Raw genomic sequence first — 15,440 nt, forward strand, 5'->3', positions numbered from 1 at the left:
AAACCCCAGTTCGCAGCCACAGCGACAACTCAGAAAAACTGGGCGACGACAGCAAGGAGCTGCTGGATGCCCCGGAGGCCGGGATGGTGTGGGAACCGGGCGAAGAGGCGTGGGAGACCAAGCTCGCCGCGCTCCGGTCGTACCACCGGGCCACCGGGCACCTCGCCCCGAGGCAGGACGCTCTCTGGGGCGAGGGAACGAGCCTGGGTACAGGGGACGACTTGATCCCCGTCGGGCAGCACATGGCCAACCTCCGCAGGAAGGGCGGCCTCGGCAAAGATCCCGAGCGTGCTGCAGCCCGCGCTGCCCAGCTCGCTCAGATCGACCCGGATTGGGACTGCCCGTGGCCGCTGGACTGGCAACGCCACTACCGCATCCTCGCCGACCTCGCCGCCGACGAACCCCACGGTTTCCTACCCGACATCCAGCCCGGCGTGCTCTTCGAAGGCGACGACCTCGGACGGTGGCTCCAGCGGCAGGTGAATTTCTGGGCGGAGCTGTCGGAAGAGCAGCAGCGGCGGCTGTCCGAGATCGGTGTGAAACCCGCTGAACGGCCCGCCCCGGCACCGGCCACCAAGAATGGCAAGGCCTCAGGGAAGGCGTCAGCGGCCTTCCAACGCGGCGTGAGGGCCCTCGCCCAGTGGATCGAGCGGGAAGGCGCGGGCAGGCCGGTTCCACGTGCACACAGCGAAGAAATCATCGTCGACAGCGAGGCGGAGCCGGTGGCCGTGAAGCTGGGCGTGTGGATCTCCAACACCAAGGCCCGCCGCGACAAGCTCACTCAGGAGCAGCGCGCGGCCCTCGCGGAGCTGGGGGTTGAGTGGGCATGACACGCCGCCTCGCTCGTCGTTGAGCTGGAAGGTCAGCGACGGCCCCGGGACGTCGTAGCCCCGGGGCCTTTGTCTTGCTTTCTGGCGCCGGACCCGGTGCAACGCGGGCCGCAACACAGGTCCGCTTTTCAGGTCAGGGGTGCAACACGTCTGGGGAGCGAGGCGGTGGATGCTCCACGGTCCAGCGACGTTCAATGTTCTGACTGGGCGGAAATACGCCGTACTCCAAGATGTGCTGAGGAGCAGAGTGCGTCTGCCCGGCCCACGGCTTGGGCTGACCCGGGCTGTTCGGCTCCCAATGCTTCCAGGGATCGTGCTCCGGGTGGTGGATCACGAACTGGTCAGCCACGTCGTACGCCACCTCCACGAGCGCGAAGCCGATGGCGCCCTCCGCGTGTATCAAGTGGTCCTCGTGCTTACGCCGGTCGGTGCCCCGGGTAGCAGGGCCGGGCAGGAGCAGAAAGCGGTGAGGGTCCAGCGGAAGCATGATGTCGCTCAGTGCGGCGGCGCGCAGCTGGTCTTCGTCGTCGGGGCGGTTCCATATGGCGATCGGGGTGTCGCTGGTTAGCAGGCACATGTCGCTGAAGCCGAGCGCCCATGGACGTGCTTCCAGAGTGAGCGTCAACGTGGCGATGTTCTCAACGATGTAGTGCAGATGGGGATTGTTCTGCGCGAGCCTGTGCACTTCCTGCGGGAGCCCGGTGATGTCCGGTGCTTCGGTCTGCTGGTGGGTAAGCCGTTTCCGCTGGCGCGTGGTGCGCAAGATCTGGGCAGCCATCCACCAGGCGAGGACATGGCGCTGGTCCGGGCCCAACGGCCAGTGCGGCGTGAGCGCCCAGTCCGGGTCGTTCAGGAGGACCTTCAGTACTGTATCGGCGCGTCCCTCAAGGGAGGTGAACAGTTCCTCAGCAGCGTGGTGAGGGACCCCTTCGGCACTGATCCCCCAGTAGTAGCCGGTCTCAGCAGCGATGCCGGGAGGCGTCACGGTAAACGGCTCGTCGATCTTGTCGAGCCGTCGCACCTTCAGCTCGTACTTGTGGCGTGCTACGTGCTGAGCGAAGTGCTTCAGGTACATCTGCGGCACTGTGTGATCCCGGGTTCCGCCTGCCTTGGCCGCGCGCTTCCCCGACGACGCCTTACCCACCGGCTGCCCTCCCCCTGTATGGCTGTCCGCGCCAGTCATACACGGAACCAAGTAGAGAGTGTCACCAAATTCCGCGGGTACTGCCGGACAACGGTGCGGCAGCTGGCGAGCGGCCCGGATGTCGTCCCGCCCATGTTTCTGCTCTTCCTGCGTGGACGCTCACGCTACGCATCGTCGTCGATGTGCAGCGTCCAGCGAGACGTAAAGCCGCTGTGTGATCCGAGCCGGGTGGCAAGTCCGCGCAGCGCCGCGTAGCCCTCGTCGCGTTCATCAGTGTTGCCGGCGCTGAGCAGCTGTTCGCAGGGATTAATGAGGTGGGTTTGGACAAGCCCAGGTCCGTCGTGGTCCACCGTGCTCGCCCATCAGTCGCAGCCAGTCCGGGTAAACGTGACGAGCTGAGCTGCGTCTTCTCCTGCGTGCTGGCCGGTGTCGCGGGCGTGATGGATGGCCAAGCCGGCGCGCCGCAGTTCCCGCGCGAGAATGCCGACGCTGTGGGCCGGGGTGTTGGCGAGCCGGTCGCGTGCCGCGCGGGCCAGGTCAGAAAAGGCATAGGACTCGTAGCCGGGAAGGTTGGCGGCGAGGAGGCTCCGGACTTCGTCAGTGCCGAAGAGTTCGGCGATCCGATCAGTGCTCGATCCCATGGTGGTCGTTCTTCTCGGCCCCGCGCCGGTCACCACCGTCCTCCGCGAGTGGCTCTCGCACAACACTGAGTCGTGTGACCGTGGCCACAGCACGGCGGACGAAAGCGTTGACTTGGGCGGGCCCATGGTGGCACCGGTCGCGGGTCACACGGCCTGGATGGGTGCGGCGTCCGAAGGTCCAGGCCTCCATCCGGCGGGACTCTGCCGCCTCACGCCTTGGTGGGACTCGGTACCGAAGGACAGCACCGGGGCGCCAGCGAGGTCCGTCCTGACGCGCGCCGCCAGCTTGTCGCCGGTGCTCCCCAAGTGGAGGGAGACGACCTCGTCGCTGATCTGCCGCATAGCCAGCCGCTACGGGATGGAAGCGAAGGCGCTGCGGGCGTGCTGGAAGTGGCGCAACTACCCGCCCGGGCACGAGGGCGGAGGCGCACGGGCCGACGCCGAGGTGCTGCTGAACGCAGCCGGACGCCAGCTCCTGGCAGGCATGTGCGGCGTCGAGGAAGACGTGCTGGCGCGGGCGTTGCCGTCCTGGGAAGAAGGGGACGCCAAGCTGCGCGCCGAGGATGGCGATCCAGTGGGGCTGTGGCGGATCGGTGGCGCGGTGGCCGGTCCGGTGGCGTTCGGCTGCCGGCTACTGCACGGCCCGGCGCACGGGGACGGCTCTCCGGGTGGTGCGGTACGCGCCGCGGTGGGAGCGGGGGTGTGTGCGGCATGGGCGGTGGCTGCTGGACGCGGACGCCAACCAGCCGCTGGAGCACCTCGATCTGCGTGGCGTGCCGGAGGTGGTGGCGGCGCAGCGGCGGTGGGCCTGGGTGGCGCGGCGAGCGGTGCGGGCCGGTGCGGAGCCGGAGCGGGTGTTCGCGCTGGCTCAGGCGGTGGTGGCCCGGTGGTGGGAGCAGGCCCTGCAGTGGGAGCAGGAAACGATCTGGCCGCGGCGCCTGCACCAGGTCGCGGGCGGGGATGCCGGGGGTGATCTGGAGCGGTGGCGGATCGTGGGGCGGGACGCGGTTGTCTTTCCCGAGGTGGTGGCCGTCGCCGACGCACTGCTGGACCCAGCCATGGCCCAGCTGGTGTGGGTCGACAGTGGTGCCGGGCGGCCGCGGGCGCTGCCCGCCGACGGGATGTTCTGCCGCCGGCTCGGCGAGCGGGTCGGGCGGGAGTGGCTGGGGCCGCTGGCCGCGACCGACTACGGTGGCCCGCTGACCTCCTGGATGGGCAGCGTCATCCGCCTGCGCCGGGGGGCCAGCGGACCCTGCGGATACGACAACGATCCCTGGTGGCTGCGCCAGGAGCACCAGCCCGTGACCATGGCCGGACAGCTGCGGGTGCTGGGCACGGAGAAGAAGGCGCCCGGCTCGGGGACGATGTGGCGGACGGTGGTGCCGCCCGAGCAGCGGGTGCGGATCGGCAGTCTCATCGAGAGTGCCGAGGAGCAGCTGCTGCAGCTGCGCGGAGTGCAGACCGGGCCGACCGCCGAGGTCGCCCAGCTGCTGCTGCGCGGGCTCGGTCACAGTGCCGGTCTGATCGAGAACGCTTGGAAACGGACCGCGGTGGCGGCGGTGAACGGCGGGGTGCCGCTTCAGGAGGTGGCCCAGTGGGTGGACATGCCCGTTGAGGTGCTCAGCCAGATGCTGACGGCGGGCAGGCAGGACGGCTGAGAGCGATGCGTCGACGGGCAGGTCGGCTGTTAGCTGATACGGCACTCGTTCGTGGCAGAAATACTGAAAGCGGCGGCGTCTGCCGGCGGGAGCGGCTTGGCTGGCGAGAGTGACCAGCACAGGAGCGGCCCGGCCCCGGAGCCGGGCAGGGCGAGCGGCCGTGGACCAGGGCAGCGGGTTCGAGGCGGTGTTCCTTGACCCGGTGGGACAGGCGGTCCAGCAGCGGTGGGCGGATGCCGCCATGACCGTGGCGTTCGAGGAACTGCCGCCAGTGTCGGCGTTCCCGGTGATCCCGGGGTGGCGCTGGGGACCGGGCCTGTGGTGGTCAGCAACCACCGGACGGCACGTGGCCGCAGGGTCCAACGCGATGCGTGGCCAGCTGATGGTCCTGGACCGCGACCCGGACGTGACGGGGCTGGCAGGGCGGCCGGTGCGGCTGCTGTGGCGTAACCCCCGCGGCCAGGTGCGCTCCTGGGTGCCGCAGCTTTTCGCCCGTCGTGCCGACGGCACCGTGCTGCTCGCCGACTGTCCCAGCCACGCGGGCGCCGGCGGCGAACGCGCCCGGGGCGCCGCCAAGGCCGTCGCGGAAGCGTGCGCGCACATCGGCTGGAGCTACCGGCGCCTCCCACCGCTCGACGACGTACTGGCCGCCAATCTGAAATGGCTGGCCGGTTACCGCCACCCCCGCAACGCCGGCCAGCCCGGCCTGATGCCCGCTGCCTTGGAGGCGTTCACGCGGCCGCGGCCGCTGATCGAAGGCGCCAGCGCGGCCGGCGACCCCATCGAGGTCCTGCCCGCCGTCTTTCACGCCCTGTGGCACGGACAGCTGACGGCCGGCCTGGACACGCCGCTGCACGAACGCGTCCCCGTCGGCCCGCGGGGCTGGAGCGGCCCCCAGACGGGAGATGCCGGGTGACCGCGCGGCGCAATGCCCGGCCGGCCGTGAAGGTCGGTGCTCACATCCGCTTCCGTGGCATGAAGTGGCAAGTGGTCGCCCTGTCGGGACAGGACATCGAGCTCGTCGGCCCGGAGGGCGGCGGTGAGGCCGTGCTCGCCGGGCACCTGTTCGCCGACCCCGGCTTCACCGTCGTCGGGGCCGATGCGCCTCAGGCGGCCCCGCAGTGGGGGCTGTTCGAGACCGCCCCTGCCGCGGCGCGTGAGAAGGCGCTGGCGTGGCAACGACACGTCAGGGAAGTCGAATGCGGCCTGCCTGGCGGGCCCGGCAGCGAAGGAGCAGTGCGCGAGCAGTACGACCCCGAGCGGTACACGCTGGCCGAACGGGAGCAGGCCAAGGCCCAGGAGCTGACCGCGCTCGGATTCGGCCGGGTCTCGCGCACCACGGTGCAGCGCATGCGGCTCGCCTACCGCAAGCAAGGCCTGTGGGGGGCTGCTCGACCACCGCACCACCCGCGCCTCCAGCCCCACCGGCCGGGCCGACGAGCGGGTCGTCGCCGCCGTCCGTGAGGCGCTGCGCCGTCGGCGCGGCCGTTCCAAGGGCACCATCAACGGCCTGTTCCCGCTGATCAACCAGATCCTCGAGGACCGGCACGGCCCCGGCACGGTGCCCGCGCCGTCCCAGGCCACGCTGTACCGGCTCGTCACCGCCCTGGCCCGGCCCGGCGAACTGCTCTCCGGACCCGTCCGGCAAGTACCGGCGAGCGTCGACGGGCGGGCGTTCACCCCAGCTACGGCGCTGCGGCCCGGCGAGCAGGTCCAGGTCGACACCACCCGCCTGGACGTCCTGGCCCTCTTCGACGACGGGCGTCTGGCCCGGCCCGGGCTGACCATCGCCGTCGACGTCGCCACCCGTGCCATCCTGGCCGCCGTGCTGTGCCCGAGTGCGACCAAGGCCGTGGACGCGGCGCTGCTGCTGGCGGAGATGGCCGTCCCGCACCCCGCCCGCCCCACTTGGCCGGACATCCTGCGCATGGACCACGCCCCCGCACTCCCCCACCAGCGGCTGGCCGCGCTGGATGAGCGACTGGCCGGGGCTGCGGGCCGGCCGGTCGTCCTGCCCGAGACGATCGTCGTCGACCGGGGCAAGGTCTTCGTCTCCCGGGCGTTCACCGCCGCCTGCGAGCACCTCGGCATCAGCGTCCAGCCCGCCCCGCCCCGCGCCCCTACCGCCAAAGGCATCGTCGAGCGGACCTTCGGCACCATCAACGCCCTGTTCTGCCAGCACCTGCCCGGCTACACCGGATCCGACGTCACCCGCCGCGGCCCCGACACCGAGCAAGACACCTGCTACAGCGTCCCCCAGCTCCAGGACCTGCTCGACGAATGGCTGGTGCACTACCACCACCGCCCCCACGAAGGCCTGCGCCACCCGATGATGCCGAAAAAGGCCCTCACCCCGAACCAGATGTGGGCCGCGCTGGTCGCCGTCGCCGGATACGTGCCCGTCCCGCTCACCGGCAGCGACTACCTCGAGCTGCTGCCCGTGCGCTGGCAGGCCAACACCCCCGCCGGCATCACAATCCACCACCGCACCTACGACCACGATCTCCTCGCCCCGTACCGCGGCCAGCCCTCCCCCGTCGCCGGCCGGGGCGGGAAATGGGAGATCCACTACAACCCCCACGACGTCCGCCAGATCTGGATCCGCCTGCCCGACGGCGAGCTCACCGAAATCCCCTGGATCCACCGCGACCACGTCCACCAGCCGTTCAACGACCACACCTGGCAGCACATCCGCACCCACGCCCACCACAACAACCACGACGACAGCCAGCAGCATGAGGCCGGCCTGGCCGACGCCCTCGACCAGCTCATGCGCCGCGTCCACAGCGGCCACGCCACCACCACCGCACAAGCTCTCCTCGCCCGCGCCGCCACGCTGCCGGTTCCCGCCGCACGGCACCCGCATTACGGCACCGGCCCCATAACCGGCGAGCCGGCGCAGCACGGAGAGGACGACAGCATCGACGACCTCGACGACCTCCCCGAGGACGACACCCGCCCCGCCGCGGCCGCCGGGTTCGGGCTCTACGACGCATACGAGGAAGCCGACAAGTGGTGAACACCCGCCCTCACCCCGCAGCGCACCAACCGCCCAGCGCACCCGCCGACGCGGGCAGCGGCAACACGGCCGAACCTTCCTGGCCCCTGACCACCTGGCAGGGCTGGCACCGCTTCGCCACCACCGACCCGCCCGCCCCGCCCCAGCCCGACGACCCGCCCCGCAGCCGCGACGAACGCCTCGCCTACCACTCCGCGTTCGTCACCATCCGCACCCCCGCCATCAGCAAGCTCGCCACCCAGGTCCGCACCCTGATGATCCTCGGCCGCCACCAGCAGACCACCGCACGACCCTCCCTGATCGTCACCGGACCCGCCGCAGCCGGGAAAACCACCGCCCTGCTGAACGTCGGCCGCGCCTGCCACCTCGCCCACACCCGCAAGAACCCGCCCCCGCCCGGGTCAGCCCACGCCACGGCACCCGTGGCGTACGTCCTGGTCCCTCCCGGCGCCACCGCGAAAACCCTCATCACCGAGTTCGCCCGCTACCTCGGCATCCCCACCACCACCCGCATGACCCAGACCCAGATCACCGACGCCATCTGCCACACCTACACCCAAGCGGGCGTCCAACTCGTCCTCATCGACGAAATCCACCGCCTCAACCCCCGCACCACCACCGGCGTCCAAACCGCCGACCTGATCAAAGACCTCACCGAACGCCTCCCCGCGACCTTCGTGTACGCCGGCATCAACGTCACCGACACACCCCTGTTCAGCGGCACCCGCGGCGCCCAACTCGCCGGACGCGCCACCCTCATCGACTGCGGCCCCCTCCCCGCCCGACACGGCACCCGCCAGCCGTTCCGCGACGTCATCACCGACATCGAAAACGCCCTCGACCTCCACCAGCACAAGCCCGGCACCCTCCCGGCCCACGCCGCCTACCTCCACCAACGCACCGCCGGCCGCATCGGATCCCTCACCCGCCTCATCCGCCAAGCCACCATCACCGCCATCACCGCCATCACCGACGGCACCGAACGCATCACCAAAACCGCCCTCGACGCGGTACAACTCGACCACCTCGCCGAACAACACAGACGCCCCACCCGCAACCGCTAACCCCACCCGCCAAACAGGCAAAAAAGCGCTGCGCGATGCCGCGTCGCCGCAGGTAGCCGCGGAAGCCTCGAGAGCTGTAAGCCTTAGACGTCGTTTCAGTTGGTGAGCCGGCGGTAGCCGATAAGGGCTGCGGCTATGCCGACGAAGGCGAGGAAGTGCTCAGCCTTGCGTTCGTAGCGTCGGTGTAAGCGGCGGCATCCGGCCATCCAGGACACCGTCCTTTCGACGACCCAGCGGTGGCGTCCCAGTCGAGTCGATGACTCGATGCCTTTGCGAGCGATGCGGTGGCGGATGCCTCGGTGGCTGAGCCATCGGCGCAGGTGGGCGTAGTCGTAGCCTTTGCCGGCGTGGAGCTTGGCCGGGCGCCGGCGGCGCGGGCCGCGCCGGGAGCGTATGGGCGGTATCCCCCGGACGAGCGGTTGAAGCCCGAGGCTGTCGTGCATGTTGGCGCCGGAGATGCCGAGTGACAGTGGCAGTCCGTTCCGGTCGGTGATCAGGTGGATCTTTGATCCGTTCTTGCCACGGTCGGTCGGATTCGGTCCGGTCAGGGGCCCCCTTTTGTGGCCCGGACGCTGACCGAGTCGATGTCGCACCGCGACCAGTCCAGCTCACCACGAGCACCGAGCTCGTCGAGGATGACCCGGTGGAGCCGGGCCCAGACCCGGCCCCTGCTCCACTGAGCGAAGCGCCGGTAGACCGTGGGCCAGGCCGGACCGAACACCGGTGGGAGCTGCCGCCAGGTGCAGCCCGAGGTGGCCACGAAGATGATCGCGGCCAGGACCTCCCGGTCACCGGCCCGGCGCCGGCCGCCGCCCTGAGGACGCTTGACCTCCGTCGGCGGCACCACTCGCCGAAACAGCACCCATAACTCGTCCGGCACCAGCCGCTGCATCAAGTCCGCCATGCACCGTTCAACGACCGACGCCGTCATAAGAAACGACGTCTTAGAATTGACTCACCTGGGTGCTGGTCTGCGCCACGACCACGCACGCGTACTGGTCGGCCAGACGTGCACCGTGGTGGCGGCGCAGGGCGCCGGTGACGAGCTTGGGGGCGGCGTTGCCGTCGACCATCGAGTGCACGAGGGCGATGCCGCCACGGTCGGTATCCCACCGCAGCACCGCGTAGCGGTCGGTGAACTCCGCCCGGTCGAACACAGCATTGGCTGCTGGCTGTTGGAGCCACCGCTGCTGGCTCTCATGGCCTTTGTCGTCGTCCGGTGCATTCCGTGCGAACAGCGTCATGCCGTCCCCTCCCCGTACATTCCACCCAGGCCGGAACACCGGCCGGAATCGACTGCCGCCCCCACTTTGCCCCAGGCAGCCGAGCACTCGGCATCGCCCTCAGGAAGAGAACTTGGCCCGGATTGACGCGACTTGGAGTCAGCGTCAGCAGATCCTTGGGAGAGGCGCAGGCACTCATCCCAGGCTTCAAGAAAGCTCTCGTAGGTGTTGAGGCGTTCTTGGGGCATCCAGTGACCGTGCTCGACGGCACCTTGGTCCTGTACTTGCCGCCGGACGGCTTCGGCGTTCTTTTCCGTGCCGAACTTAGCTGCCCGCCCGCGCGGAGCAACCTCACCGCTGCTTCATCAATGACGACAGAGGGTGTCGGGTTTACGGCCGACGATGGACGTATGCGCGAAACCCCAGAAGAACTCAACAAGCTCCAGTCCCTCCTCGACTCCTCCCTCTCCGGCTCGACCGCACACCTCCGCTCGATCGTCGAGGGCCGCACCATCACGGCGGCGCAGCTCACCGGGGTCCTCACCGGCATGTGCACGCTCGCCCTCTCCACGGTGACCGCAAAGGGCGAACCGCGGATCAGCGGCGCCGACGGGCACTTCCTGCACGGCCGGTGGCACTTCGGCACGGCGCGCAACGCCGCCAAGGCCCGTCATCTCGCGGCCCGTCCGGCCGCCAGCGTCGCGCACATGCGCGGCGAGGACCTCGGCGTGTTCACCCATGGCACGGTGGAGGAGCTGAACCCCGAGGGCGCCGAGACCACGGCCGACTGGCAGGAACTCCTCGCCTACTTGAAGGACTTCTACAGCGACGACGCCTTCGACTGGAACCGCGAGGTCGTCTACTACCGGCTGAACCCTCACTGGATGACCGTCTACGCCCCCGACCTCGACAAGCTCACCGGCACGTGACGCCGGGCCCGTCGACGAGGGCCTGCACCTGCGCGTACGTGGGTGCGGGGCCGGTCGACGGCGCGCCGTCGCGTACCGCCAGCGCCGTGGCGACGGCCTCGCCCACCGCCCGCCGGTACAGCAGCGACCCGAGGCTGCCCCGCCCCAAGCTCTCAACTCCTTCCCCAAGCTCGCAACTCCGCTTCGCTGCGTTCGAGCAGGGGGCCGCTCGGCGTCTTGCCGGTCCAGGGGGCCAGGAACGGCAAGGTCGCGAGTTGACCCCGAACCCACGGAAGCAACTCCGCAGAGCACGACGACGGACCCTTGAGTTCCCACCGAGAACCCTTCAGTTTGCGTGAACTTACGGGACAACGACGCCACAAACTCACCCAACCCCAACGCGCCGCACTCACCGAACTCGGCATCGAATGGGCATGACGCCACCGATGGGCGCGCATCGTGTATCAGCACCCGCCACACAACCAACCACGGCCAAGAGCCACCAGACCAGGCCGGTGAACTCCCCTTTCACCAAGCCACTGCCCGGACGCATGTGACAGCCGGATACATGTGACCAACTGGAACCCAGGCACCGCTCCCCCCCACCCACACCCCCACTAGTACTCCAGTCAGAAATCGTTGCCTGAGCTGGCTCTTCTTCGGTAGTGGCAGCGCCGGGCGGTGGCCTGGTGGCGTCTTCTCCAGGCCGACCAGTTCAGTGCGTGGGTGACACGGTCGCGGTCGGCGCGGGGGTGGGGCAGGAAAGTGTCCAGGAGTCTGCGGACCTCTGCCACCGTGTATCGGATGGCGCTGGTGTCGTTTCTGCGGCCCCCCTTTCGGTGGTCTGAGCTGCGACGACAGCCAGGAACGCGTGGGCGAGCATGGCCAGGGTGATGTGCCGGTACCAGCCTGGGTAACGGCGGACCTCGTATTGGTCGAGGCCGCATTCGTTCTTGGCTGCCTGGAAGGCTTCCTCGATCGCCAAGCGTGAGCCGGCGATCCGGACCAGGTCCGCGACACTGGTGCCGTTGGGTGCGTAAGCGAGGTAGTAGGCGATCTCGTCAGGCTGGGACAGGCTCCGGCGAGCCAGCACCCACCGCTGATGGGTGGGCGTATCACCGTCGAAGACACCGATCGACGGCAGCCGGGCGGAAGCCCAGTCGTAGAAGCGTGGGCCCTTGGCCCCATCGCCGCATGAGTGGCGTTCCCGTGCCGCTTCGGGGGCGTCGGCGATGGCCTGGTCGATGCGGCCGAAGGGAGCGTGCAGTTGCTGTGACTTCGGCACGGCCAGGACGTAGCCGACTCCGGCCTCTTCCAGCGTGCGGCGCATGCGCCATTCCTGGCCGTAAGCACAGTCGCCGGTCACCCAGGCGACCGGCAGTGGCGAGGCCAGAACCCTCAGGATCATGGCGCGGGCCAGCTGGCCCTTGGTCGCGAACCCGCGGCTGCCCGGAACCTTCGCCGCCTGGCACCGGTCCGCATCACCGGTCCACGACTTCGGCAGATACAGCTCCCGGTCCACCAATGCCCGGCCTCTGGAGGAGGCATAGGCGGCGAAGACCCCGATCTGGCAGTTCTCCGTGCGGCCGGCCGTGCCGGAGTACTGCCGCTGCACACCAGCGGACGTGGTGCCTTTCTTGAGGAAACCGGTGTCGTCGACGATCAGGACGCCGCCCGGAGTGCCGAGCCGCTCGGCGACGTAGTGCTGCAGGTCGTCCCGGACGGCGTCAACGTCCCAGGCCGCACCGTTCAGCAGATGTTGGAAGCCAGCCGGTCCACGGTGACCTGCGTACTCGGCGAGCTGCCAGCCGTTCTTCCGCTCCACCGGAGCCAGCAGCCCCCGCACGTAGTCCCGCATTCGCCACCGCAGATCCACCCTCGAGAACCGGCCCGCGACCCGCGCGAAGACCGACTCCAACTCCCCAGCCCACAAGGCCGCTTCATCTATCCCCACCATGCCCGGAATAACGAGACCGACCAGCTCAGGCAACGATTTCTGACTGGAGTACTAAAAGCTGTCCCGTAAATGATCTTTGAGTCGGCATGGACAAGGCTGTGTGATGTGCGACCTGCTCGCTCAGCTGGCAAGGGTGAGGTTGTGCAGGCGGGCGATGCCCAGCATGGCGTGGTGGACGCCGTCGCCTTTGAGACGGCAGTCTCGGAGGATCTTCCAGCCCTTCATTCGGGCGAAGACGTGCTCGACGCGGGCACGGACCTTGCGGTGGGAGGCGTTGTGTTCTTCCTTCCAGGCGGGGAGTTCGGCCTGGCCTTTCTCCCGGCGGTGCGGGATGACCAGACCAGTGCCCCGGTAGCCGCCGTCCGCGATCACCGTGGTCGTGCCGACGACGGCCTTGGTGCCGGAGAGTTCCCATGCCTTGCAGTCGTTGCGGTTGCCCGGCACCGGTCGGCCGACGGTGACGACGAGCCGGGTGTCGGCGTCGATGACGACCTGGTGGTTGGTGGAGTACCGATAGTTCTTGGACTGCTCGGCGATGGTGTGGTCGTGGGTGGGGACCAGGGTGCCGTCCACGATGAGCACGGAGTCTTTGCGGAACCGCTTGCGTTGCTGGAGCGCGAGTGACGGCCCGAGGTGGTCGATGATGCGGTCGGCGGCTGATTTCGACACCCCGAACAACGGTGCCAGCTGCCGCAGTGTGAGGTTCGTGCGCCAGTATGCGGCGACCAGCAGGACTCGGTCTTCCAGCGGCAGGCTCCAGGGCCGACCCTTGCGGACCGGGTCCGCACCCTCGCGCCGCAGCGCGGTGATCAGCTTGGCGAACTGACGTCGGCTCAGTCCGCTGAACGGAGCTATCCAGGACGACTCGAATGCCGTGATCACACCAGCCACGGCGAGATCATCTCACTGAGGTGTGGCGGGCTCCCCGTCTGCCCGTCGCTGGCCCGGCCACATGTCGCCATACGCGGCGTCCATGAATTGGACCTGCGGCCCACGCAGCGCGGAAGCGTCGGCTATCTCGTCTCGGGCCGCCTCAGCAAGGCGGAACGCGTAGCGATAGGCAGCTCCCCGCAGTGGCTCGCTTCTGGCTGCCAGGTCGATCTCCGCCTGGGCGAGCCAAAGGTCGTCGAGAAGTTGGCCGAGCGCGGGATCGGCCGCGGTGCCGCCACCGTCCGATCGCGTGAGCGCCGCCTTCTCCACCCGCAGCGCAATGCTCACGAACTTCAGAACCGCGTCCTTGAGCTCCGCCCGGTGGGCAGCTGATTCCTGCACTTCGAGCTGCCGGGCGCTCACGCGCGAGACGAGATACTGCCCAAACAACGATCCGCCCGCGCCGAGCGCAACACCCGCGAGAGACAACAACGCCGGCCCCAAGGTTCCCCAAGATCCCATAGCTGGAGTCTCTCAACATCGGTCCGCCCCTTACAGAGGGCGGGGATGCCCGTCCACCGGTCACGCAAGGCAGTTACGGGACAGCCCTTAGACAGCAAGACTCCCGTGAGTGACACCCACCCCCACGCACAAACGGACGACAGATCCGCCCCCACCGCCACCACAGCCTCCACAGCCTCCACAGCCGGAACAGAGTCACGCGGCCGGAACGGGGTACGCGGTCACGGGCCCTGGACACCGCAACAGCCAGGTGGGGTGGCCGCAACAAGTGGGGGGGCCGTGGCCGCGCCGCCTGGGGCGGACGGATAGCCTGGGCCCGTCAGCGAAGATCACAGAAAGGGCAGACCACATGGCAGACATCATGGAAACAGCGGCGCGGAAGGTCTTCGAGCGCTACGACATCGACGGAGATGGCCTCGTCACCGCGGACGAATACCGCAAAGTCGTAGCAGAACTGGAAGGCACGCAGATCACCCAGACACAAGCCCAGGAACTGATCGACGCACTCGACACCAACGGCGACCGTCAGATGTCCTTCGACGAGTTCTGGACAGCCATGAAGAGCTGACACCGCCCCGGGGGCCCAACACACCAACTCGGGCGCAGCGCGCTTCCCGCCACCGCGTCGAGCGCCTGATGACCGTAACGGTCACGGTCCTTCACGGCGCGGGACGTTCTACCGGATAGTCGCCCGCAACCCGGTCCGGGGCGCACATCGGCGCCTGCCGACTGCGCTCCTTCCGGTCCATCTGCCCACCCGGACCATGACCAGCCTGCAGCGCTCCCGCCCCTCCACGAACCTCAGCATCTCGTTCAAGAGCCGCACGGAAGGCTTACACCGAAGGTTCGCGCGAAGACCAAGCGGAACACCGACCGACGTCGCGGCGCACGGCATAGCGGCCGCCACGCGCGACCCACCCGCCGACCACCTGACACCGCTGGACCCACCCGGAGTCACATCAGCTGACAGCCGCGGCCTGTACGTGACAATCCCACACAGCCACCAGAGCCAGGCCCAGGATCCAGGCGAGGCCATGGCGATGGCCACGTCGTCGGAGCGGCCACGTCGGCCGAGCACGCCGATCGATCAGCGCAGCGAACACGACGGGCGCCGCGAACAGTCCCCGTTGCAGGTCACAGCCGAGCGACGAGCGCCGCCAGCGCGCCGGTGAACGCGACGTGGCCGAGCGCGTCCCCGCCCGGACTGCCCGCGAGCTGAGCTTTACCGTGCTCGACAGCGGCCCCTGCGGAGCGCCCGCCACGGGACGGGGTTCCCTCATCTACGGGTTCAGCATTCCGGGTTCTGTGCCGTGGTGCCGAGCAACGGCCCAGTGGTCGGCGCCGAGGGCCAGTTCGCGGTCGCCGAGCACAGCGTCCAGCGCCGCCCGCAGGCAGTCCTCGTCCAGCCCGGCGCCGGTGAGCAGAATCTCGTCGCGGCGCTCGGCGTAGTAGTCGTCCCAGTACCACGAGGCCAGCGTCCGACGCCGCGGCGAGGCGGCGCGCCAGCCTTGCGTATCGCCGCCCTCCAACCAGCCTCCGGCCTCTCCCAGGACGAGGAGGCAGCCGGCCGAGCACCAAGAGACGACCGTCTTCCAGGTCGGCAG

General features: G+C 69.2%; 16 protein-coding genes and 1 pseudogene. 8 read left to right on the plus strand and 9 right to left on the minus strand.

All coding sequences use genetic code 11. The features are described from left to right. Positions 1–35: 35 nt before the first annotated feature. Positions 36–830: pseudogene (locus tag ACWC5C_RS32045) on the plus strand (helicase associated domain-containing protein); the annotation flags it as partial. 133 nt (positions 831–963) lie between these two features. Here the strand turns inward: ACWC5C_RS32045 and ACWC5C_RS32050 are convergent. Further along, positions 964–2,013 (minus strand): DUF4238 domain-containing protein, encoded by a 1,050-nt coding sequence (locus ACWC5C_RS32050; protein WP_450881152.1) that lies wholly within the window; start codon positions 2,011–2,013, stop codon positions 964–966. A gap of 323 nt (positions 2,014–2,336) precedes the next feature. Next, on the minus strand, positions 2,337–2,615 hold the full coding sequence (locus ACWC5C_RS32055; RefSeq protein WP_450881154.1) for a hypothetical protein: 279 nt from the start codon (positions 2,613–2,615) through the stop codon (positions 2,337–2,339). Between the two features lie 704 nt (positions 2,616–3,319). On the opposite strand from ACWC5C_RS32055, the gene ACWC5C_RS32060 reads away from it, so the two are divergent. From ACWC5C_RS32060 to ACWC5C_RS32080, 5 genes are all read left to right on the plus strand, one after another. Continuing rightward, positions 3,320–4,273, plus strand: coding sequence for a DNA-binding protein (locus tag ACWC5C_RS32060; protein WP_450881156.1), 954 nt, complete (start codon positions 3,320–3,322; stop codon positions 4,271–4,273). A gap of 160 nt (positions 4,274–4,433) precedes the next feature. Continuing rightward, entirely contained in the window at positions 4,434–5,189 is a 756-nt protein-coding gene (locus ACWC5C_RS32065; RefSeq protein WP_450881158.1) for a TnsA-like heteromeric transposase endonuclease subunit, read from the plus strand. A 59-nt stretch (positions 5,190–5,248) separates the two neighbouring features. Then, positions 5,249–5,737, plus strand: a complete 489-nt coding sequence (locus ACWC5C_RS32070; RefSeq protein WP_450881160.1) for a hypothetical protein — start codon at positions 5,249–5,251, stop codon at positions 5,735–5,737. A gap of 97 nt (positions 5,738–5,834) precedes the next feature. Next, positions 5,835–7,292 carry a Mu transposase C-terminal domain-containing protein gene (locus ACWC5C_RS32075; RefSeq protein ID WP_450881162.1) on the plus strand — a complete coding sequence of 486 codons (1,458 nt, stop codon included), beginning with the start codon at positions 5,835–5,837 and terminating at the stop codon, positions 7,290–7,292. Positions 7,293–7,378: 86 nt separating this feature from the next. Further along, positions 7,379–8,356 (plus strand): TniB family NTP-binding protein, encoded by a 978-nt coding sequence (locus tag ACWC5C_RS32080; protein ID WP_450881251.1) that lies wholly within the window; start codon positions 7,379–7,381, stop codon positions 8,354–8,356. A gap of 95 nt (positions 8,357–8,451) precedes the next feature. Here ACWC5C_RS32080 and ACWC5C_RS32085 read toward each other — a convergent pair. Both ACWC5C_RS32085 and ACWC5C_RS32090 read right to left on the minus strand, forming a co-directional pair. Continuing rightward, positions 8,452–9,248 (minus strand): IS5 family transposase gene (locus ACWC5C_RS32085; RefSeq protein ID WP_450881253.1). Its coding sequence is split into 2 segments (ribosomal slippage): positions 8,452–8,903 and positions 8,903–9,248, totalling 798 coding nucleotides; the frame shifts between segments, so codons are not numbered across the junction. Positions 9,249–9,300: 52 nt separating this feature from the next. Beyond that, positions 9,301–9,600 (minus strand): hypothetical protein, encoded by a 300-nt coding sequence (locus ACWC5C_RS32090; protein WP_450881164.1) that lies wholly within the window; start codon positions 9,598–9,600, stop codon positions 9,301–9,303. 389 nt (positions 9,601–9,989) lie between these two features. Here ACWC5C_RS32090 and ACWC5C_RS32095 point away from each other — a divergent pair, with 389 nt between their 5' ends. Next, positions 9,990–10,508 (plus strand): pyridoxamine 5'-phosphate oxidase family protein, encoded by a 519-nt coding sequence (locus ACWC5C_RS32095; protein ID WP_450881166.1) that lies wholly within the window; start codon positions 9,990–9,992, stop codon positions 10,506–10,508. Here ACWC5C_RS32095 and ACWC5C_RS32100 read toward each other — a convergent pair. From ACWC5C_RS32100 to ACWC5C_RS32115, 4 genes are all read right to left on the minus strand, one after another. After that, entirely contained in the window at positions 10,495–10,656 is a 162-nt protein-coding gene (locus ACWC5C_RS32100) for a hypothetical protein (protein WP_450881168.1), read from the minus strand. The two genes, ACWC5C_RS32095 and ACWC5C_RS32100, sit on opposite strands and share 14 nt — an antisense overlap. Positions 10,657–11,202: 546 nt before the next feature. Further along, positions 11,203–12,444 (minus strand): IS701 family transposase, encoded by a 1,242-nt coding sequence (locus ACWC5C_RS32105; RefSeq protein WP_450881255.1) that lies wholly within the window; start codon positions 12,442–12,444, stop codon positions 11,203–11,205. Positions 12,445–12,564: 120 nt separating this feature from the next. Beyond that, positions 12,565–13,335, minus strand: coding sequence for a transposase (locus tag ACWC5C_RS32110; protein WP_450881170.1), 771 nt, complete (start codon positions 13,333–13,335; stop codon positions 12,565–12,567). A 12-nt stretch (positions 13,336–13,347) separates the two neighbouring features. Then, the gene (locus ACWC5C_RS32115) at positions 13,348–13,836 is read right to left on the minus strand and encodes a hypothetical protein (protein WP_450881172.1); all 489 of its coding nucleotides are present in this window, start codon (positions 13,834–13,836) and stop codon (positions 13,348–13,350) included. 349 nt (positions 13,837–14,185) lie between these two features. Between ACWC5C_RS32115 and ACWC5C_RS32120 the strand changes: the two genes are divergently transcribed. Beyond that, positions 14,186–14,404, plus strand: a complete 219-nt coding sequence (locus ACWC5C_RS32120; protein ID WP_450881174.1) for an EF-hand domain-containing protein — start codon at positions 14,186–14,188, stop codon at positions 14,402–14,404. Positions 14,405–15,116: 712 nt separating this feature from the next. Here ACWC5C_RS32120 and ACWC5C_RS32125 read toward each other — a convergent pair. Continuing rightward, on the minus strand, positions 15,117–15,365 hold the full coding sequence (locus ACWC5C_RS32125) for a hypothetical protein (RefSeq protein ID WP_450881176.1): 249 nt from the start codon (positions 15,363–15,365) through the stop codon (positions 15,117–15,119). Positions 15,366–15,440 lie beyond the last annotated feature (75 nt).

The organism is Streptomyces sp. NPDC001700 (assembly GCF_053596435.1).